The 18,254-nt window shown below is 72.8% G+C and carries 19 protein-coding genes; 7 read left to right on the forward strand and 12 right to left on the reverse strand.

Features of this window, described 5'->3' with window-relative positions:
* Positions 1-2 precede the first annotated feature (2 nt).
* From I3F54_RS23505 to I3F54_RS23535, 8 genes are all read right to left on the reverse strand, one after another.
* The gene (locus I3F54_RS23505) at positions 3-263 is read right to left on the reverse strand and encodes a DUF3099 domain-containing protein (protein ID WP_240120840.1); all 261 of its coding nucleotides are present in this window, start codon (positions 261-263) and stop codon (positions 3-5) included.
* A gap of 110 nt (positions 264-373) precedes the next feature.
* The gene (locus I3F54_RS23510) at positions 374-661 is read right to left on the reverse strand and encodes a DUF1416 domain-containing protein (RefSeq protein WP_240120841.1); all 288 of its coding nucleotides are present in this window, start codon (positions 659-661) and stop codon (positions 374-376) included.
* 46 nt (positions 662-707) lie between these two features.
* Positions 708-1,553 carry a sulfurtransferase gene (locus tag I3F54_RS23515; RefSeq protein WP_240120842.1) on the reverse strand — a complete coding sequence of 282 codons (846 nt, stop codon included), beginning with the start codon at positions 1,551-1,553 and terminating at the stop codon, positions 708-710.
* Positions 1,554-1,675: 122 nt separating this feature from the next.
* Positions 1,676-1,756, reverse strand: a complete 81-nt coding sequence (locus tag I3F54_RS32580) for an Ms5788A family Cys-rich leader peptide (protein ID WP_350751515.1) — start codon at positions 1,754-1,756, stop codon at positions 1,676-1,678.
* Positions 1,757-1,971: 215 nt separating this feature from the next.
* On the reverse strand, positions 1,972-2,700 hold the full coding sequence (locus tag I3F54_RS23520; RefSeq protein WP_240120843.1) for a DUF2993 domain-containing protein: 729 nt from the start codon (positions 2,698-2,700) through the stop codon (positions 1,972-1,974).
* 103 nt (positions 2,701-2,803) lie between these two features.
* The gene (locus I3F54_RS23525; RefSeq protein WP_240120844.1) at positions 2,804-4,087 is read right to left on the reverse strand and encodes a hypothetical protein; all 1,284 of its coding nucleotides are present in this window, start codon (positions 4,085-4,087) and stop codon (positions 2,804-2,806) included.
* Between the two features lie 7 nt (positions 4,088-4,094).
* Complete coding sequence (locus tag I3F54_RS23530) at positions 4,095-4,349, reverse strand: MoaD/ThiS family protein (RefSeq protein ID WP_240120845.1); 255 nt, start codon at positions 4,347-4,349, stop codon at positions 4,095-4,097.
* Between the two features lie 39 nt (positions 4,350-4,388).
* Positions 4,389-5,252, reverse strand: a complete 864-nt coding sequence (locus I3F54_RS23535) for an alpha/beta hydrolase (protein WP_240120846.1) — start codon at positions 5,250-5,252, stop codon at positions 4,389-4,391.
* Between the two features lie 182 nt (positions 5,253-5,434).
* Here I3F54_RS23535 and I3F54_RS23540 point away from each other — a divergent pair, with 182 nt between their 5' ends.
* The 6 genes from I3F54_RS23540 (at position 5,435) to I3F54_RS23565 (ending at position 11,587) form a co-directional block, all read left to right on the forward strand.
* Positions 5,435-6,214 carry a response regulator transcription factor gene (locus tag I3F54_RS23540; RefSeq protein ID WP_240120847.1) on the forward strand — a complete coding sequence of 260 codons (780 nt, stop codon included), beginning with the start codon at positions 5,435-5,437 and terminating at the stop codon, positions 6,212-6,214.
* A 119-nt stretch (positions 6,215-6,333) separates the two neighbouring features.
* Positions 6,334-7,356: a LacI family DNA-binding transcriptional regulator gene (locus I3F54_RS23545; protein ID WP_240120848.1), complete on the forward strand. Its 1,023-nt coding sequence runs from the start codon at positions 6,334-6,336 to the stop codon at positions 7,354-7,356.
* A gap of 380 nt (positions 7,357-7,736) precedes the next feature.
* Positions 7,737-8,822 carry a S1C family serine protease gene (locus tag I3F54_RS23550; protein WP_240120849.1) on the forward strand — a complete coding sequence of 362 codons (1,086 nt, stop codon included), beginning with the start codon at positions 7,737-7,739 and terminating at the stop codon, positions 8,820-8,822.
* 164 nt (positions 8,823-8,986) lie between these two features.
* A complete protein-coding gene (locus tag I3F54_RS23555) occupies positions 8,987-9,265 on the forward strand; it encodes a hypothetical protein (protein ID WP_240120850.1) in 279 nt (92 codons plus the stop codon).
* A gap of 112 nt (positions 9,266-9,377) precedes the next feature.
* On the forward strand, positions 9,378-10,112 hold the full coding sequence (locus tag I3F54_RS23560; RefSeq protein WP_240120851.1) for a response regulator transcription factor: 735 nt from the start codon (positions 9,378-9,380) through the stop codon (positions 10,110-10,112).
* Positions 10,109-11,587, forward strand: a complete 1,479-nt coding sequence (locus I3F54_RS23565) for a HAMP domain-containing sensor histidine kinase (RefSeq protein WP_240120852.1) — start codon at positions 10,109-10,111, stop codon at positions 11,585-11,587. The genes I3F54_RS23560 and I3F54_RS23565 overlap by 4 nt, the downstream gene beginning before the upstream one ends.
* 158 nt (positions 11,588-11,745) lie before the next feature.
* On the opposite strand, the gene I3F54_RS23570 is transcribed toward I3F54_RS23565, so the two are convergent.
* Both I3F54_RS23570 and I3F54_RS23575 read right to left on the reverse strand, forming a co-directional pair.
* Positions 11,746-12,765 carry a type VII secretion protein gene (locus I3F54_RS23570; protein WP_240120853.1) on the reverse strand — a complete coding sequence of 340 codons (1,020 nt, stop codon included), beginning with the start codon at positions 12,763-12,765 and terminating at the stop codon, positions 11,746-11,748.
* Between the two features lie 237 nt (positions 12,766-13,002).
* A complete protein-coding gene (locus tag I3F54_RS23575) occupies positions 13,003-14,814 on the reverse strand; it encodes a bifunctional UDP-sugar hydrolase/5'-nucleotidase (RefSeq protein ID WP_240120854.1) in 1,812 nt (603 codons plus the stop codon).
* Positions 14,815-15,044: 230 nt separating this feature from the next.
* Between I3F54_RS23575 and mshD the strand changes: the two genes are divergently transcribed.
* Entirely contained in the window at positions 15,045-15,983 is a 939-nt protein-coding gene (gene mshD, locus I3F54_RS23580) for a mycothiol synthase (protein ID WP_240120855.1), read from the forward strand.
* Between the two features lie 52 nt (positions 15,984-16,035).
* Here mshD and I3F54_RS23585 read toward each other — a convergent pair whose 3' ends face one another.
* Both I3F54_RS23585 and I3F54_RS23590 read right to left on the reverse strand, forming a co-directional pair.
* Positions 16,036-16,725, reverse strand: coding sequence for an ABC transporter (locus tag I3F54_RS23585; RefSeq protein ID WP_240120856.1), 690 nt, complete (start codon positions 16,723-16,725; stop codon positions 16,036-16,038).
* Positions 16,709-18,253, reverse strand: a complete 1,545-nt coding sequence (locus I3F54_RS23590; protein WP_240120885.1) for an ABC transporter permease — start codon at positions 18,251-18,253, stop codon at positions 16,709-16,711. Before I3F54_RS23590 ends, I3F54_RS23585 begins: the two co-directional genes overlap by 17 nt.
* Between the last annotated feature and the right edge of the window lies 1 nt (position 18,254).

Below are 18,254 nucleotides of genomic sequence, written 5' to 3' on the forward strand. Positions count from 1 at the left end.
CCCTACCGGGGCTTCTTCTTGCCGTCCAGCTCGTCCCACCACTCGTCGGACTGCGGGTCCCCGGAGGGTTCGTCCCACCAGCGGTCCTCCGGGCCCCGCCGGTTGGCGACGATCGCGGCGAGCGGCGGGATCACCATGGCCACGAGGCACATGACGACCGCAGCGGCCACCGACCAGATACGCACGACGGCCCACGCCAGGACGAACAGCGCGATGCAGATGCCCATCATGGCGAAATACACGTGCCGGCGCCGGGCGTACATGGCTCCAGGGTACGGCGGACCGGCCGGACGCGCCGGAGGACCGCACCCCAGGCGTCCAACCCGTGGGGTGCGGCCCTCGGCCACTCGTGGCGTGCCGCTCGGGGCCCGCGTCAGACCGCGATCGCGACCTCCGCCAGGCCACCCTGCTGGGCTACGACCGTGCGGTCGGCGGTGGCACCGGGGACGAGGGCACGGAGGGTCCAGGTGCCCTCGGCCGCGTAGAAACGGAACTGTCCGGTGGCGGAGGTCGGGACCTCCGCGGTGAACTCGCCGGTCGAGTCGAGCAGGCGCACGTAACCCTGCACCGGCTCGCCGTCGCGGGTCACCTGACCCTGGATGGTGGTCTCACCGGGCTTGATCGTGGAGGCGTCGGGGCCGCCGGCCTTCGCTCCGCACATTGTCTTTCTCCAGAGGGGTGTTGGACCAGAAGGTCGATCGGTCGGGTTACTTGTTGGCGCCGAGCTCGATCGGCACGCCGACGAGGGAGCCGTACTCGGTCCAGGAACCGTCGTAGTTCTTGACGTTCTCCACGCCGAGCAGCTCGTGCAGGACGAACCAGGTCAGCGCGGAGCGCTCACCGATGCGGCAGTAGGCGATGGTGTCCTTGGCCAGGTCGACCTGCTCGTCGGCGTAGAGGGCCTTGAGGTCCTCGTCCGACTTGAAGGTGCCGTCGTCGTTGGCGTTCTTCGACCACGGGATGTTGCGGGCGGTCGGGACGTGGCCCGGGCGCTGCGACTGCTCCTGCGGCAGGTGGGCCGGGGCGAGCAGCTTGCCGGAGAACTCGTCGGGCGAGCGCACGTCGACCAGGTTGTACGAGCCGATGGCGGCCACGACGTCGTCCCGGAAGGCGCGGATCGAGGCGTCCTGCGGCTTGGCCTTGTACGCCGTCCTGGGACGCTCGGGCACCTCGTGACCGGCGACGAGCTCGCGGGCGTCGAGCTCCCACTTCTTGCGGCCACCGTCGAGAAGCTTGACGTTCCCGTGGCCGTAGAGCTTGAAGTACCAGTACGCGTAGGAGGCGAACCAGTTGTTGTTGCCGCCGTAGAGGATCACCGTGTGGTCGTTGGCGATGCCCTTGTCGGACAGGAGCTTCTCGAAGCCCTCCTGGTCGACGAAGTCACGGCGGACCGGGTCCTGGAGGTCCTGGGTCCAGTCGATCCGGATCGCGTTCCTGATGTGGTTCTTCTCGTAGGCGGAGGTGTCCTCGTCGACCTCGACGATGGCGATCGTCGAGTCGTCCAGGTGCTCCTGCAGCCAGTCGGCGTCGACCAGGACGTCGCTGCGGCTCATGCTCGTTCTCCTCCGGGGCAGTCGCGGCGGGGGTGTGCAGGTGAGAGGGGTGCGCGCTCAGGGGGAGCAACGCACGGATGCCCTGGGACAGGGCGCGGGAAACGGAAGGCGATGCCTTCCGGTCAGAACGGGCGACAGAGCATGGCGGCAACGCGGCACAGGTCCACTGCCCGCCGCTTCGTGAGATCCGCCTGTCGCTTCATGCCGTCGATCGTAGGGAGGGACAGGCGGACATGTCACCGGCGTGTCATATCGCGAGACGCGATCGTCCGCATTCTGGATAAAGTGACGCTTCCGGGAGGCCGGGCGGGGCCCCCGGACGCATCCTCCCCGGCCTCACTTCTGAGGCGCGGACGAAGGCGTCTCACCCACTGGACGCGCGCCCGTCCGGCCTGCGTCTCGACCCGTCGGGCCGGACCTACCCGGCCAGACGGACGTGGGAGCCCTTCACCGTGATCCGCACCCCGTCCGGCTCCGCCTCGACCTTGTCCAGCTTGATGCCGCCCGGAAGCCTCTCGATCCGCTGCTCGAAGTCGGTGACCGAACGGACCTGGCTCTCCGCGAAGCGCAGACCGCCGAAGTCGGGGAGGGTGTCGGCGTGGACGCGGACGGTGTCGTCCTCGGCCGTGACGGAGGACAGCACGTAGGCCGTGCGCTCCAGGCCGAGGGCGGAGACCTTCACCTTGACCTTGATCTTGCCGTTGCCGCCGTCGGACAGGCCGATCACCTCGGCGGTCGCCGGGCCGATCTGGCGTGGCTCGGTCCTGGCGGCCTTCAGCAGTTCGGCGTAGCCGATCGAGGCGGTGCCGCTCGCGGAGTCGGCCGTGGCGGAGCTGTGGTCACCGGAGAACTCGACGCCCTTCATGACGGCGTCGAGGTCGTCGATGCGGACGGTGCCACCGTTCGTGCCGGTGTCCGCCCGGTAGTCCTCGATGCCGACCTCGACCTCGTCCAGCGAGCCGCCGGCCAGCTGGGTGAGGAAGGGGAAGCCCTTGATCGACACGTCCGGCGTGGCGGCCAGGTTCTCGCTGCTTCTCAGCTTGTCGGCCGCCTCACCCTCGGCGAAGTGCACGGCCAGCCGGTCCGCCAGCACGAACAGGCCCCCGAGGACCACGACGACGATCAGCAGTGTTCGCAGTGCGCGCATATGCGGTGCAGCCCCCCGGACGGCGGTCGACGACCACCCACGGTAACGCTCTGCGGGGAGCTCCGCGGGTTTGTCGATCAGCTGTGACAGACGCCGGCAGCGGCTACCCCAGCGCCCGGCCCAGCACGTACACCACCGGAGCCGCCGCCGACAGCGGCAGGGCCACACCCGCCGTGAAGTGCACGAAACGGGAGGGGTAGTCGTAGCTCGCCACCCGGTGCCCGATCAACGCGCACGCCGCGGCGCTCGCGCCGAGCAGCGCACCTCCCCCGCCCATGCCGGTCGCCCCGCCGACGGCGATCCCCGCGCCGGCCGCGGCCAGCAGCGCGACCACCAGGGAGGCGGGGGTGGCCATGGGAAGCGCCCGCGCGACCACCGCGGCGGAGACCGCGACCGCCCCCACCGACACGGCGTCCGGCGCGGCCGCGAGGTATCCGGTGGCGATGATCGCCAGGGCTGACGAGACGACGGTCGCCATGAGGCCGTACATGCGCTCGTCGGGGTCCGCGTGCGAGCGCAGCTGGAGCACGAGGCAGAGCAGCACCCAGACCCCGAGCGTGCCGAGGATCGCGGCGGGCCCGTGCTCGCGCCCGGCGACCGAGACGGCCGCGTCGGCGGCCAGGGCGCCGAGGAAGGCCAGCGCGATGCCCTGCCGGGCCGGCCACATGCCGTTCAGACGGAACCAGCCCGCCGCCGTGACCGCCTGGAGCGCCACCAGCGGGACGAGCAGCGCGTACGACCCGATCGCCGCCGCCCCCGACAGCAGCAGGCCGAGCAGCGCGGTGAGCGCCGCGGGCTGCATGCCGGGCTCGATGATCGGTGAACGCCCCTCCAGGCGGGCCCGCTGGGAGTCGGTGATCCGGGCGTTGCCGGAGAGCGTGGCGGGCCCGTAGCCGGGCCCGGACGCCTCACCGGCGGCGCCGGCGGGCGCCTGCGGCTGCGGCTGCTCCTCCGGCAGCGGCTGAGCCTGCCGCGGGGGGTGCTGCGCCTGCGGTGCGTGGGGCGCGGGATGCACGGGCGCGTAGGCGTGGTGCGGTGGGGCGTCGTGCCCCTGCGGCGGCAGGTAGGCCGTCTCCGTCGACTCCGGCGCGGCGACCGGCTGCTGCAGCTGGGTCTCCCAGGTCTGCCCCTGCCACTGCTGGGTGTGCTGCAGGGGATCCTCGCCGGGCGCCTGCGGCTGCTGGGGCCACCCTTGCTGCTGCGACCACTGCTCCTGCGCCGGCCACCCCTGCTGCTGTGCGTACGGGTCCTGACCGTCGTAGGGCTCGGGCCGGGCCTGGTGCGGCTGATACGGCTGCTGATGTGTCTGATACGGCTGATGTGTCTGATACGGCTGATGTGTCTGATACGGCTGCTGATGCGGCTGCTGGTACGGCCGGTCGGTCATCGGTGGGTCACCCTCCTGCGAAGGGCGGGAGCACCTCGACCGTGCCGCCCTCGGTCAGCCGTACCGTCTCGTGCCCGCGCGTGCCCACGGGATCGCCGTCGACGAGGAAGGAGCAGCGCTGGAGCACCCGCACGAGTTCGCCGGGGTGCTGCGCCCGCACGGCTCCCAGCGCGTCGGCGAGGGTGTCCGCGTCATGCGGCTCCTCGGCGACCCCGGCCGCGGCCTTGGCGGCGGCCCAGTAGCGCACCGTGACCTTTGCCATCTCGTCCCTCACGTCGGTTCGGCAGTGAACACCGTCAGGCTAGCCGCCCCGTACGACGGCCCAGCGCGCGATACGCCCCAGCAGCTCGTCATCGGCCGCGTGCTCGGCGTGCCCCATGCCCGCCTCCAGCCAGAGTTCGCCGTGGTCACCGGCGGCCTCGGCCAGCATGCGGGGATGGTCCAGGGGGAAGTAGCCGTCCCGGTCGCCGTGGACGACCAGGAGGGGTGCCGGGGCGATCCGGGGCACCGCCTCCACCGGGGAGAGCGGGACGGGTTCCCACTGCCGGTGGTGGATGCGGGTGCGGAACCCGAGGCGGCCCACCAGCCGGCCCGCCGGCCGGGTCACCAGCCAGTGCAGCCGGCGCATGGGGGCCGTGCCCCGGTAGTACCAGCGGGCGGGCGCACTGACGGAGACGACGGCGTCCGTGCGCGCCTCGTGCTCCCGCGCGGTGCCGGGACCGTACAGCGCGGCGTGCCGCAGCACCACCGAGCCGCCCATGGAGAAACCGACGGTGACCACGCGCGCGTGGCCGAGTCCGCGCGCCCAGGCGACGGCGGCGGCCAGGTCGAGCACCTCGCGGTCGCCCACGGTGGACCGCCCGCCCGACGCCCCGTGGCCGCGGAAGGAGAAGGTGACCACGGCGCCGTACCGCGCGAACGCCGCCGCGGCGCGGCGTACGTGCGGCCGGTCCGCGTCGCCGGTGAACCCGTGGGCGATCACGAACACCGGACCGCTTCCAGGTGAAGCCGCGGCGTCGCCCGCGGTCGTTCCCGGGTCGTACACGGCGTCGATCGTCACGCCGTCGGCCGTGCTCAGAAACGTACGGACGGACGTCCGCCCACCCGTCTCACTCCTCGGACGAACGGCGGAACGCGCCACATGACCTGCCGGACCTGAGCTCATGTGGGCTATTCTGCTGGGCAGAGGATCCGGGCATCGTGGCCCCCGGGTCCTTTTGTGCTTTCGGAAGCGTTGTATACGAAGCGGGAAACCTCAGGTGACCGCGGGTGTACGGGGCCCCGGGATCGCAGAGCAGGTGCTGTGCCGAACAACGTCCTCGCAGGGACCGAGGAGGAACCAGACGTATGAGTTCTCTGCTGCTCCTGACCAACGCCCTCCAGCCGTCGACGGAGGTGCTCCCCGCGCTCGGCCTGCTGCTGCACAACGTGCGGGTCGCCCCGGCGGAGGGCCCCGCCCTCGTCGACACCCCCGGCGCCGACGTCATCCTGATCGACGGCCGCCGTGACCTGCCCCAGGTGCGCAGCCTGTGCCAGCTGCTGCGCTCCACGGGCCCCGGCTGTCCACTCGTCCTCATCGTCACCGAGGGCGGCCTCGCCGCCGTCACCGCCGACTGGGGCATCGACGACGTCCTGCTCGACACCGCAGGTCCCGCCGAGGTGGAGGCCCGTCTGCGGCTGGCCATGGGCCGGCAGCAGATCGTCAACGACGACTCCCCGATGGAGATCCGCAACGGCGACCTGTCGGTGGACGAGGCGACCTACTCGGCCAAGCTCAAGGGCCGCGTCCTGGACCTCACCTTCAAGGAGTTCGAGCTCCTGAAGTACCTGGCCCAGCACCCCGGCCGGGTCTTCACCCGGGCGCAGCTGCTCCAGGAGGTCTGGGGCTACGACTACTTCGGCGGCACGCGCACCGTCGACGTGCACGTACGACGGCTGCGCGCCAAGCTCGGCCCCGAGCACGAGTCGCTGATCGGAACCGTGCGAAACGTCGGTTATCGATTCGTTACACCTGAAAAGGTGGAGCGCGCCGCCGAAGAGGCCAAGGCCAAGGCGGAGCGGGCAAAAGTAAAGGAAAAGGACAATCAGGCGCCCGCGGAGGCCGCCGAGGTGGCCGCGGACGCCTAGGAAGCGCTCCCATCGACGACCCGGTGGGGGTGCGGGGGCGTTGCTTCCGCACACTCCGCCCCTCATCCAAGCCCTGATACGCCCTGCCCAGAGCGGGTCTCTCCGCGTAGACTCCGCGCGTGGCCAAGGTGACTAGGGACGATGTGGCGCGACTGGCGGGGACTTCCACCGCCGTGGTCAGCTATGTCATCAACAACGGACCCCGGCCGGTCGCCCCGGCCACGCGCGAGCGCGTCCTCGCCGCGATCAAGGAGCTGGGGTACCGGCCCGACCGGGTCGCCCAGGCGATGGCGTCACGGCGCACCGACCTCATAGGCCTGATCATCCCCGACGCCCGCCAGCCCTTCTTCGGGGAGATGGCGCACGCCGTCGAGTGGGCTGCCGCCGAGCGCGGAAAGATGGTGCTGGTCGGCAACACCGACTACGTCGGCGAACGCGAGGTGCACTACCTGCGGGCCTTCCTGGGCATGCGGGTCTCCGGCCTGATCCTCGTCTCACACGCGCTGAACGACCTCGCCGCCGCCGAGATCGAGGCCTGGGACGCCCGCGTGGTGCTGCTGCACGAGCGGCCCGAGGCCATCGACGACGTCGCGGTGGTCACCGACGACCTCGGCGGCGCCCAGCTCGCCGTGCGGCACCTGCTGGAGCACGGCCACGCGTACGTGGCCTGTATGGGCGGCACCGCCGAGACCCCGGCGGTCGGCGACCCGGTCTCCGACCACGTCGAGGGCTGGCGGCGTGCCATGGACGAGGCGGGCATATCCACCGAGGGCCGGCTGTTCGAGGCGCCGTACAACCGCTACGACGCCTATCGGATCGCCCTGGAGATCCTCTCCGGCCCGAACCGGCCGCCCGCGGTCTTCTGCTCCACCGACGACCAGGCGCTCGGCGTGCTCCGCGCCGCCCGCGAGCTGCGCATCGACGTGCCGGGGGAGCTGGCGGTGGCCGGCTTCGACGACATCAAGGAGGCCGCGCTGGCGGACCCGCCGCTGACGACGGTCGCCTCGGACCGGTCGGCGATGGCCCGCGCCGCGGTCGACCTCGTCCTCGACGACGGGCTGCGGGTGGCCGGATCACGACGCGAGCGGCTGAAGGTGTTCCCGTCGCGGCTGGTGGTACGGGGGTCCTGCGGCTGCGGGTGAGCCCCCGGGGAGATCCCGCGTGACCAGCGCCGCCGCCGGAGCCCGGCCACAACCCTCCGGGGAGCTTCGGGGACGGGGAAGTCCTTCAGGCATCAGGGAGTCCTTCGGGCGTCGGGGAGCCCTCCGAGGAGGCCTTTCGGGGCTCCGGCCGGGAGCACCGGGAGCCTTCCCGCGTGCCGGCTCCTTCGACGGGACTTCGGCCGTGCGGTTCCGGGGGGCACCAGGACCGCCCCGGGCTTTCGCCGGGTGCTGTCCGAGAGGTGCACCAGAGCTGCGCAGGAGCAGCCGAGGGCGGGCTTCATATCGGGCATACGAGGTTCTGCCGGGCTTCTCAGACAGGACTCAGGAAGCTCTCATGGTCGGTGACGAAGCTCGGTGGCATGTCCGAGAGCTTTCGCCGCAGCGGCGACCACGACTCCCCGTACCAGGGGGCCCAGCAGCCCGACCCGAACGCCTGGCAGCACGGCTCCTCGCCCGTGAACCCCGAGTGGCCGCCCCCGCCGCCGTACCGCCCGGCGACGGGAACCGGTGAGCCCGGGACTCCCGCGACCGCCCCCACCACGCTCCTGACGGAGCCCGCCGCCCGCACCCACCGCGCGCGGCGCACCCGCGGACCGGTCGGTCTGCTGGCCGCCGTGGCGATCGTGGCCGCGGCGATCGGCGGCGGCACGGCCTATGGCATCCAGGAGCTCACCGGCAAGAACGGCACCGCCGCGAGCAGCACCGCCACCACCGTCGTGCCCTCCAGCAAGAAGGGCGACATCGCGGCGATCGCCGCGGCGGTCTCCCCGAGCATCGTCGAGGTCAAAGCGGCCCTGCCCGACGGTTCCTCCACCGGCTCCGGCGTGATCATCACCTCCGACGGCGAGATCCTCACCAACAACCACGTCATCTCCGGCGCCTCGCAGATCAAGGTCTCCACCAGCGACGGCAGGCAGTACACCGCCGACGTCCTCGGCACCGACAGCAAGAAGGACCTCGCACTGATCAAGTTGCAGGGCGCCTCGGGCCTGAAGACGGCGACGCTCGGCGACTCCTCCGGTCTCCAGGTCGGCGACACGGTCGTGGCGATCGGCTCACCGGAAGGCCTGACCGGCACCGTGACCAGCGGCATCGTCTCGGCACTCGACCGGGACGTGACCGTCTCCACCGACGAGACCCCGGGGCAGCAGGGCGGCGGCGGTCGCTGGCCGTTCGAGTTCGGCGGCCGCCAGTTCAACGGCGACACCGGCTCCTCCACGACGACGTACAAGGCGATCCAGACCGACGCGTCCCTGAACCCGGGCAACTCCGGTGGCGCGCTGATCGACATGAACGGCCGCGTCATCGGCATCAACTCGGCGATGTACTCGGCCGGCGCAGGCTCCTCCTCCTCGGACGCCGGCAGCGTGGGCCTGGGCTTCGCCATCCCCGTCGACACCGTCAAGGCGGACCTGGCCGCACTGCGCTCGGGCTCGCAGAGCTGATCGGCGAGCCCGCGGCGAGGAGCGCCCGCCGGGCAGAGCCGGATCCACACCACCGGACTCGTGGAACCGGGCCCCGGAGCCGGCCCCGTGGAGCCGGACCCCCCGAAGGCTGGCCCGCACGACCTGACCCACGCGCCCGGACCACAGAGCCGAAGGAGGCTCCCGTGATCAAGCAGGTTTCGCACACCGTGCCCGGCACCGACCCGGCCGGCACCGCCCTGGCCCTGAAGGTGGCCGGCGACCTCCACGCGCCGACCACGTCAGCCCCGTCCCCCACCCCCACGACGACCGCGGCCCCGTCCGCCGCGCCCACCGCACTGGCCGCGCAGGCGCGACCCGCCGAGGTCGCGGGCCCCGTTCCGGCGGCGCCGCGCTCCGCCGCGACGCCCCGGACGCACCGCCGCGAGGTGCCGCTGAAGCGGCGGACGGCGGTCCGCGGCTGACACCCCGGCGTCCCACGGCCGCCACACCCGGACCTTGGCCGGGCGCGCCGTCGGCATGCGAGGCTGAGAACGGCCCCCGACCACCCCACCGCACCCCGAGGAACCGCCACCGATGAGCCCCGCCGAAGGCGACCGTGACATCCAGCGCATCCTGATCGTCGACGACGAGCCCGCGGTGCGCGAAGCGCTCCAGCGCAGCCTCGCCTTCGAGGGGTACGACACCGAGGTCGCCGTCGACGGCGCCGACGCGCTGGAGAAGGCGTCGGCGTACCGGCCCGACCTGGTCGTCCTCGACATCCAGATGCCCCGCATGGACGGTCTGACCGCCGCCCGCCGCATCCGCGGCGCCGGGGACACGACCCCGATCCTGATGCTGACGGCCCGCGACACCGTCGGCGACCGGGTGACCGGCCTGGACGCCGGAGCGGACGACTACCTGGTCAAACCGTTCGAGCTGGACGAGCTGTTCGCCCGCATCCGCGCGCTGCTGCGGCGCAGTTCCTACGCCGCGGCCGTCGCGGCGGCGGCCGAGGAGGACGACGTCCTCTCCTTCGCCGACCTGCGCATGGACCTCGCCACCCGCGAGGTCACGCGGGCCGGCCGGCCGGTGGAGCTGACGCGCACCGAGTTCAGCCTGCTGGAGATGTTCATGGCGCACCCGCGCCAGGTGCTCACCCGCGAGCAGATCCTGAAGGCGGTGTGGGGCTTCGACTTCGAGCCGAGCTCCAACTCCCTGGACGTGTACGTCATGTACCTGCGCCGCAAGACGGAGGCGGGCGGCGAGCCGCGGCTGGTGCACACCGTGCGGGGCGTCGGGTACGTACTGCGACAGGGCGGGGCCGAGTGAACAGAGTCGTCCGCCGGTTCCGGACCCTCCCGATCCGTTCACGGCTCGCCCTGCTGGTCGCGGCGGCCGTCGCGTTCGCCGTGGCAGCGGTGTCGGTGACCTGCTGGTTCATCGTGAGGGGCAAGCTGTACGGCGAGCTCGACAGCGATCTGCACTCGGCGGCGGCCCGCCCGGTGCAGCAGGCCCTGTTCCTGGAGGCCATCGGCAGCTGCTCGCAGACGCCCCCGACCTCACGGCCGTTCGGCCCCCGGGTCCGGGGCTACTCCCAGATCGTGCAGGCCAACGGGACCGTCTGCGTCTTCCCCGGCGCCAACGGCACGGTGAAGATCACCGAGAGCGACAAGGCCGTGGCCGAGCATCCGGACCAGGATCACGAACGGATCCGCAACGGCACCGACACCGACGGCCATCCCGTCCGCGTGCTGACCACGGCGCTCGTCGTCGACGGCTCCGCCGGCCGCTACGCCGCGCAGAACGCCGCCCTGCTCATCGCCGTGCCGCTGCGCAGCACCCAGGCCACGCTCAACGAGCTCGCGCTGCTGCTGCTCCTCCTCTCCGGCATCGGCGTCATCGGCGCCGGCGCGGCCGGCCTCGCCGTGGCCCGCGCCGGCCTGCGCCCCGTCGACAAGCTCACGGAGGCCGTCGAGCACGTGGCCCGCACCGAGGACCTGGGCATCCGCATCCCGGTGGACGAGGACAGCGAGGACGAGGTGGCCCGGCTGTCCCGCTCCTTCAACTCGATGACGTCGGCCCTGGCCAGCTCACGCGACCTGCAGCAGCAGCTGATCGCCGACGCCGGCCACGAGCTGCGGACGCCGCTGACGTCGCTGCGCACCAACATCGAGCTGCTCACCCGCAGCGAGGAGACGGGGCGTCCGATCCCGCCCGCGGACCGCAGGGCGCTGCTCACATCGGTGAAGGCGCAGATGACCGAGCTGGCCTCGCTCATCGGCGACCTCCAGGAGCTGTCCCGCTCCCAGGGTCAGCGCGGCGAACGCGTCCAGGTGGTGGCCCTGGAGGAGACGGTGGAGGCGGCCCTGCGCCGTGCACGCCTGCGCGGCCCGGAACTGACGATCACGGCGTCGCTGGAGCCCTGGTTCGTCCGCGCGGAACCGGCTGCCCTCGAACGCGCGGTGGTCAACATCCTCGACAACGCGGTGAAGTTCAGCCCGGGCGGCGGGGCCGTGGAGGTGCGGCTGTCCGAGGGCGTCCTCACCGTCCGCGACCACGGCCCCGGCGTCCCGGAGGACGAACTCCCCCACGTCTTCGACCGCTTCTGGCGCTCCCCCGACGCGCGGGCCCTCCCGGGCTCGGGCCTGGGCCTGTCCATCGTCGCCCGCACGGTCCAGGAAGCGGGCGGCACGGTGGCGCTCGGCCGCGCGGAGGGCGGCGGCACGGTGGTGACGGTGCGGCTGCCGGGCGCGAAGACGCCTCCGCCTCGGGATCCGCCCCCGGACCGGCCGCCGGCCCCGTAGGGGACGGGGCGACTGCCGGGGCCGGTCCCGGGCTGCGGCGGTGGTGGCGGGCAGGCACGGCGAGCGCGAGCGTGACCAGCGGCTGCGGCTGCGGCTGCGGCTGCGGCTGCGATGACCGGATCGGGCCGCGGACATGCCGACGGTGGCGCGGAAGCCGCTCAGTGCATCGGTGCGCTCACGGCCCGCTGCATCACCTCGGCGGTCAGCCGCACGGCGGCGTCGCGGGTGCTCTGCCCCAGCATCGGCGGGTGGATCGGACCGCCCTGGGCCAGGTGCCGGTCGTACGGCAGGGCCACGACCGGCACACCCGGCTCCCGCAGATGCGCGGCGGCGGTCTTCGCGTCGAGCGTGGCGTCCGGTGAGCCGGCGATCAGCGCGACGACGGTGGCGGCGAGCGCCGAGTGCGGCAACCGGCCCAGCCAGTCCAGCACTTGGCGGGTCCCGTGAATGCCCTCGGCGGTCATGGGCGCCACCACCACCCGCGCGTGCGCCGTGTCCATCGCGGTGCGCGCCACCTCGCCCGGCAGTGTCTCGCAGTCCGCGACCGTCACCGCGAAGTGCCGCTGCAGCCCCAGGGTCACCGTCCGGTACGTGCGCACGTCCAGCGGCGCCCCCACCCGCCCCTGGCTCGCGGGCAGCAGCCAGCCACCGTCCGCGACCGGCACCAAGTAGCCGATGATGTCGGTGAGTCGCATGCGCGGCTGGAGGATCCGGGCGAGATCCGCGACGCTCCAGCGCACGGTCTGCGCCCCCATCCGCACCGGCAGCGTGCCGAGGGCCGCGTCCGCCTCCAGCGTGAGCACGGGATCCTGACGGTAGTGGTTGAAGGTACGGCCGAGCAGAGCGGCGACGGTCGACTTGCCCACGCCACCGCGGATCGAGGTCACCGCGACGATCCGGCCGGCCCCGACCGGCCGCCGCACCTCCTGCGCGAGCCGTGCCTCCTCCGCCGCGTCCTGCCCGCCGACGGCGGCCAGCTTCCGCAGCGAACGCCCGGCCCGCTGGGGCAGGGAGTCGCCGTGCCGGGGCGGGCCGAGGGCGACGGCGAGACGGGGGTCGACGGTCGGCAGGGACTGGGGGGCCGGGGCCATGGTCGGCGACGGCGCGACGGGAGCCGGCGGCGCCGTTCCGGTCAACTGCCGCAGTACCTCCTGCTGCTGTTCCCCGCCCCCGGTCATGAACCAGCCTCCCTCACGTGCCCGAACCTATCACCGGCCTGCCGCGGCGCAGCAGGACCGATCCGGCTGCCGCCCCGGCCGAGGGACGGGGCGCGCCGTGCCCGCGCACCGCTGGAGGAGGGCACGACGGGGGGGCGGAGGGGTGGATGGGGCGGGAGCCGCCGGCCCGGGACGCGACAAGGGCCCGGGAGGCTGTCTCCCGGGCCCTCGGTCACGCGCTGGAGGGGCGCCGCCCGCCTACTGCACGATCGTGATCCGGTCCGCTGCCGGCGGTGCGATCGGGCTGGTGGGCGAGGAGTTGGCCGTCAGGTACTGCTCCAGGGCCGTCAGGTCGTCGGTGCCGACCAGGTCGCCGGTGCCCTGGCCCAGCGTCGGGAAGCCGTCGCCGCCGCCTGCCAGGAAGCTGTTCGTCGCGACGCGGTAGGTGGCCGCCGGGTCGATCGGGGCACCGTTCAGCCGGACGGTGTCCGTGACCACGCGGTCCTCGCCGGTCCTGGTCAGGTCCAGCGTGTACGACAGACCCGTGGACGGCTGGAGGATCCTCGGCGCAGCCGCGTTGGTGCCGCTGACCTGCTCCTTGAGGACCTGGATCAGCTGGGCGCCGGTGAAGTCCTGGAGGTTCACCGTGTTGGAGAACGGCTGGACCGTGAAGCCCTCCGCGTACGTCACCACGCCGTCGCCCTCACTGCCCTTGGCCGCGTAGGTCAGACCGGCCCGGACACCGCCCGGGTTCATCAGCGCCAGGTCCGTCGACGGGTCCAGGGTTCTGGCGTACGCGAGCTGGGCATCCGCGATCAGGTCGCCCATCGGGGACTCCGTGCCCGTGTTGGGGACGTCCGAGGCGATGTAGCCGATGGGACGGTTGCCGATCGGGGCGGCGAGGGCGTTCCACCTGCCGATCAGGCAGGTCATGTCCGCCGCCTTGGGGACGTCACGGGTGACCGCGCGGTTCGCCGACTTCACCGACGTGCGGACGATGTCACGGGTCCGGCGGTCGTACGTCAGCGTCGTGTCGGTGTAGAGGCGGCCGTAGGACGCGGCCGACGTCACCATGCGGGGACGGCCCGCCGGGTCGGGGATCGTGCAGACGTACGCCCGGTGGGTGTGCCCCGTCACCAGCGCGTCGACCGCCGGCGTGATGTTCTTGGCGATGTCGACGATGGGGCCGGAGATCCCGTCACCCGCGCCCGACGCGTCACAGTCGTAGTTGTACGACGAGGACGCCGGGTAGCCGCCCTCGTGGATGAGGGCCACGATCGACTGCACGCCCTGTCGCTGCAGCACCCTGGCGTACTTGTTGATGGTCTCGACCTCGTCCTTGAAGGTCAGGCCCTTGACGCCGTCGGCGGAGACGATGCCCGGGGTGCCCTCCAGGGTGACGCCGATGAACCCGATCTTGATGCCGCCCTTCCGCCAGACCCAGTAGGGCTTGAGGATCGGCTTGCCCGTCGCGTCGTCGAGGACGTTCGCCGCGAGGTAGGGGAAGTCGGCGCCCGCGAAACCGTCCTCGGTGGAGCAGCCGTCCGTGGGGTGGCAGCCGCCGTTCTGCAGGCGGGCCAGCTCCGTCGAGCCCTCGTCGAACTCGTGGTTGCCCACGGAGGTGACGTCCAGGTCCAGCTTGTTCAGCGCCTCGATGGTGGGCTCGTCGTGGAACAGGCCCGACAGCAGCGGCGACGCGCCGACCATGTCGCCGGCCGCCGCGGTGATGGAATAGCGGTGGCCCTGGCGGGCCTCGCGGAGGTGCGTGGCCAGGTACTCCATGCCTCCCGCGTCGACCGTCTTCGTCGTGCCGTCCGGCTGCAGCTCGGTGACGCGGCCGGAGGACCCGGACGGCGGTTCGAGGTTGCCGTGCAGGTCGTTGAAGGACAGCAGCTGTACGTCCTGGTAGCGGCCCGGCCGGTGGCCGCCCGGCTTTCCGTGGTTCTCACCCGCCGCCGCCGTGCCGGGCAGCGCCGCGGCGAGCGCGCCGGCGGTGACGAGGCCGACGGCGGCCGCGGCGAGCCGGCGGTACGTACGACGTCTGGGCTTCGGCTGTGCTGTGGCTGACAAAGTCGCCCCCCTGTGGGTCGTCTGCGCCCTCGTGACCGGGCGTGGCGGTGCGCGCCACCTGGTCCCGTGGCTCTGCCGGGCCCTTCGGAAAATGCCGAGACGGGCCCTGTTCCGGGCGCAGCCTAGAGTCAACGCGCGTAGCACGACAGGGGGTTCGGGGTTACATCCTGGTTTCCCTTTGCCCTCCGCCTGCCGACACTTTGGGGTCTCCTCCCTTTACGCTCGTACGCATGACCAGCGACGACACCGCACGGCTCCCTGGCGCACGCTCCATCGAGACCGTCTCCGCGCTCTCCCCGGACCAGATCGAGGCCGTGCTCGGCCTGCTCACGGAGGCCACCCGCACCGACGGCCAGCAGGCGGTGTCCGAGCAGGGCCGGCTGCAACTGCGCGGCGGCGAACGGGAGGGCGTCTCCCACCTGTTGCTCACCGTCGACGGCGTCCTCGTCGGATACGCCCAGCTGGAGGACACCGACCCGATCGAGGCCCCCGCAGCCGAACTCGTGGTCCACCCCGCCCACCGCGGCCAGGGGCACGGCCGTGCCCTCGGCTCCGCGCTGCTCGCCGCCTCCGGCAAGCGACTGCGGGTGTGGGCCCACGGCGGCCACTCCGCCGCCCGTCACCTGGCCCAGGTCCTCGGTCTGACGCTGTTCCGTGAACTGCGTCAGATGCGCCTTCCGTTGACCGGCCTGGCCCTGCCCGAGCCGGTGCTGCCCGAGGGCGTCACCATCCGCAGCTTCGTCCCCGGCCAGGACGACACCGCCTGGCTCGCCGTCAACGCCGCCGCCTTCGCCCACCATCCCGAGCAAGGCTCGCTCACCCAGCGCGACCTCGACGACCGCAAGGCCGAGCCCTGGTTCGACCCCGCCGGCTTCTTCCTCGCCGAGCGGGAGACCGACGGCGACCTCGAACTCGTCGGCTTCCACTGGACCAAGGTCCACGCGGAGGAGCAGCTCGGCGAGGTCTACGTCCTCGGCGTCGCCCCCGGCAACCAGGGCGGCGGCCTCGGCAAGGCCCTCACCGTCGTCGGACTGCGGCATCTGGCCGCCCAGGGCCTGCCGACGGCGATGCTCTACGTCGATGCCGACAACAAGGCGGCGGTGTCGGTGTACGAGCAGATGGGCTTCACCACCTACGAGGCGGACCTCATGTACCGCACGGAGACGTAGGGCCCCCGGTTGCAGGGCCGGAGCACCACCACGGAACCAGGCGGCTGTCCTGCTACGGCCGCAGCATGCCCCTGCCGAACCCGTTCCGGAGTGCCCTCCGGCGGATCGGTTCGCGCACACTCGCCGTCCAGAGGGTCAGGGCCACGAGCAGCACCGCGGCCCATCGGTCGTGTGCCGCGTCCCACTCCGGGCTGCCCGGGGCGACGAACAGGCCCCACCGTTCGGGCAGCAGGATCCCGGCGACGACGAGCACCGGCAGTACCTGGACCGCGATCCTGCCCGGCCGGGTCTCCGAGGAGCGGCGGGCGGCTGCCGCCGCCAGCGCCAGTGCGGTCGCGGTGAGGGCCGCCGCCTCGGCCGTCACATCGGCCAGCGGTGGCCGCGCGGCTTGCGGTATGAGCAGCAGTGCGGCACACCAGCCGAGGGCCGCGGCGGGGAGGGCCAGAGCGGCGCGGAGCCAGGTCCTGACCTGCCGTCCTGTCGGTACCGCCTCCGTCGTGGGCCGGGCCGGTTCGTCCAGGAGGAACGTCAGGCCCAGGGCGAAGGCCAGCGCGGTCGCTCTGAGCAGGGCGAGACCGAGCAGCTGGCTCTCGGCGTCCGGCAGCAGCCTCGGCAGGGCCGCCACCAGCAGCCCCAGCGCGACGCCCGCGGTCAGGGGTGCGCGGGGCAGCACCCGGGCGGTCGGGCGGAGCAGGGAGTGGATCACCGCGGGCCCCTCCCCGCGGCTACGCCTCGCACGCATCACGACTGTCCTCCTTCTCCGGAGCCTTCACGTCCAGCAGCTGCGCGACCCGTGTCAGGGAGGTCTTCGGCGAGGTGAGCTCCGCCCAGTGGTCGCGCACCGCCGCGGCGACGGCCTCACCCGGCCTGTCCAGCAACGCGCGGACCATGGCGGTCTCTCCGGCACTCATGCCGAGCGGGTCCGTGGGGGCGAGGACGAAGCCGGAACCCTCCGTGCGGTCGTCCAGGCGGACGTGGACGAAGGCACTCACCGGATCCGGCTGGGCGGCCAGTGCCAGCCACATGATCGTCACTGCCCGCGCGTCGCACACCGCGCTCGCCGCCTCCTCGTCGCCCGCCACGAGGACGGACGCGACGCCGACCGCGAACTCGGGGACCCGGTTGCCGCCCCAGGCGGTGCCGACGGTGACCTGCCCGGGCCCGGTCAGCGGGGTGAGCGCGGCATCGCTCGTCAGGCCGTAGCGCGCTTCGAGGCGCTGGCGCACGGTCAGCCGGTCGCGCCGGCCACCCGCCAACTGCTGCACCCGCTCGACCACCCCGGCCCAGTCGGCCGTGCGACCGCTCCACTCCGGGAAGGCGCAGTACGTGACGGTGCCGCGGACGGAGCAGGACTGCACCTCCTCCGGACGGATGGAGGCCGTCGCCCTGGCCGCCGCCAGGTCCCGCGCGTCGCCGGGGGACTGCCCCGCGATGCCCGCGACCGTGGCGGTGAGGGCCACGGCAGTCGCCACGGCAACCGTGCGGGTCCGCTGCCCGCTCGCCGCCACCGCACCGCACAGCAGCGCGACGGTCAGGCCCACCAGGTACAGCGCGTGCCACGCGGCGGGGCGGCCCAGCAGGTCGGAGGGGAGCGGGTCGCCACCCGACTCCGGGACGACGGGGGACAGCCAGTGCAGCCAGTGCGGGTCGGACCCGCTGGAGGGGATGGAGAACACGGCCAGCAGGACGTACAGGCCGACCACGAAGAGCGGGGCCGCGAAGGCGGAGTGGATCAGGCGGGCGAGCAGGGCCCCGACGACTCCGGCGAGCAGCACCGACAGCGGGGCGACCGCCAGCTCGAAGAACGAGCCGTGCCCGACCGCGCCCGGCTTGCTCGCCGCCCAGGCGAACTCGGCGCCGACGACGACGGCGACGAGCCCCGCGAACGGCACGGCCGACAGGGCGTGGGCGAGGGTGCGCCGCCAGGGCTGCACAGGCAGGACGTCGAACTGCCGGTCGGTTCCGTGGCGCCGGGATCGCAGCACCGCGTGGTTGACGCACAGCAGCACCGCGAGGGCGACGAGCTGTGGCGCCGTCTGGGAGGCCCGGTCGGCGTTCTGGAGCACGGGATAGTCCGTCATGCCGTCCTGCTCGGCGGTCACCAGGCCGTAGAGGGAGTAGCCGAGGTAGAGGACCAGGAGGACGAGGACCGGGATGTTCAGCAGCAGTTCGCGCGCCTCGAAGCGGGCGAGGGCGAGGACCGCCGCCCAGGGGCGGTCCCCGGCGGAGGGCCGCCCGGTGACCTCGGGCGCGGGCGGCATCGTCGTCATG

It is taken from the genome of Streptomyces sp. MUM 2J (genome assembly GCF_022414535.1).
GTDB lineage: Bacteria > Actinomycetota > Actinomycetes > Streptomycetales > Streptomycetaceae > Streptomyces.

Bases quoted from the DNA above. Each gene is read 5' to 3' on its own strand.
- mshD (WP_240120855.1), top strand. From the start codon at position 15,045: ATGACCAGCGACGACACCGCACGGCTCCCTGGCGCACGCTCCATCGAG.
- I3F54_RS23570 (WP_240120853.1), bottom strand. From the start codon at position 12,765: ATGACCGGGGGCGGGGAACAGCAGCAGGAGGTACTGCGGCAGTTGACC.
- I3F54_RS23510 (WP_240120841.1), bottom strand. From the start codon at position 661: ATGTGCGGAGCGAAGGCCGGCGGCCCCGACGCCTCCACGATCAAGCCC.
- I3F54_RS23590 (WP_240120885.1), bottom strand. From the start codon at position 18,253: ATGACGACGATGCCGCCCGCGCCCGAGGTCACCGGGCGGCCCTCCGCC.
- I3F54_RS23525 (WP_240120844.1), bottom strand. From the start codon at position 4,087: ATGACCGACCGGCCGTACCAGCAGCCGCATCAGCAGCCGTATCAGACA.
- I3F54_RS23520 (WP_240120843.1), bottom strand. From the start codon at position 2,700: ATGCGCGCACTGCGAACACTGCTGATCGTCGTCGTGGTCCTCGGGGGC.
- I3F54_RS23530 (WP_240120845.1), bottom strand. From the start codon at position 4,349: ATGGCAAAGGTCACGGTGCGCTACTGGGCCGCCGCCAAGGCCGCGGCC.
- I3F54_RS23505 (WP_240120840.1), bottom strand. From the start codon at position 263: ATGTACGCCCGGCGCCGGCACGTGTATTTCGCCATGATGGGCATCTGC.
- I3F54_RS23540 (WP_240120847.1), top strand. From the start codon at position 5,435: ATGAGTTCTCTGCTGCTCCTGACCAACGCCCTCCAGCCGTCGACGGAG.
- I3F54_RS23585 (WP_240120856.1), bottom strand. From the start codon at position 16,725: ATGCGTGCGAGGCGTAGCCGCGGGGAGGGGCCCGCGGTGATCCACTCC.
- I3F54_RS23550 (WP_240120849.1), top strand. From the start codon at position 7,737: ATGTCCGAGAGCTTTCGCCGCAGCGGCGACCACGACTCCCCGTACCAG.
- I3F54_RS32580 (WP_350751515.1), bottom strand. From the start codon at position 1,756: ATGAAGCGACAGGCGGATCTCACGAAGCGGCGGGCAGTGGACCTGTGC.
- I3F54_RS23535 (WP_240120846.1), bottom strand. From the start codon at position 5,252: ATGAGCTCAGGTCCGGCAGGTCATGTGGCGCGTTCCGCCGTTCGTCCG.
- I3F54_RS23515 (WP_240120842.1), bottom strand. From the start codon at position 1,553: ATGAGCCGCAGCGACGTCCTGGTCGACGCCGACTGGCTGCAGGAGCAC.
- I3F54_RS23560 (WP_240120851.1), top strand. From the start codon at position 9,378: ATGAGCCCCGCCGAAGGCGACCGTGACATCCAGCGCATCCTGATCGTC.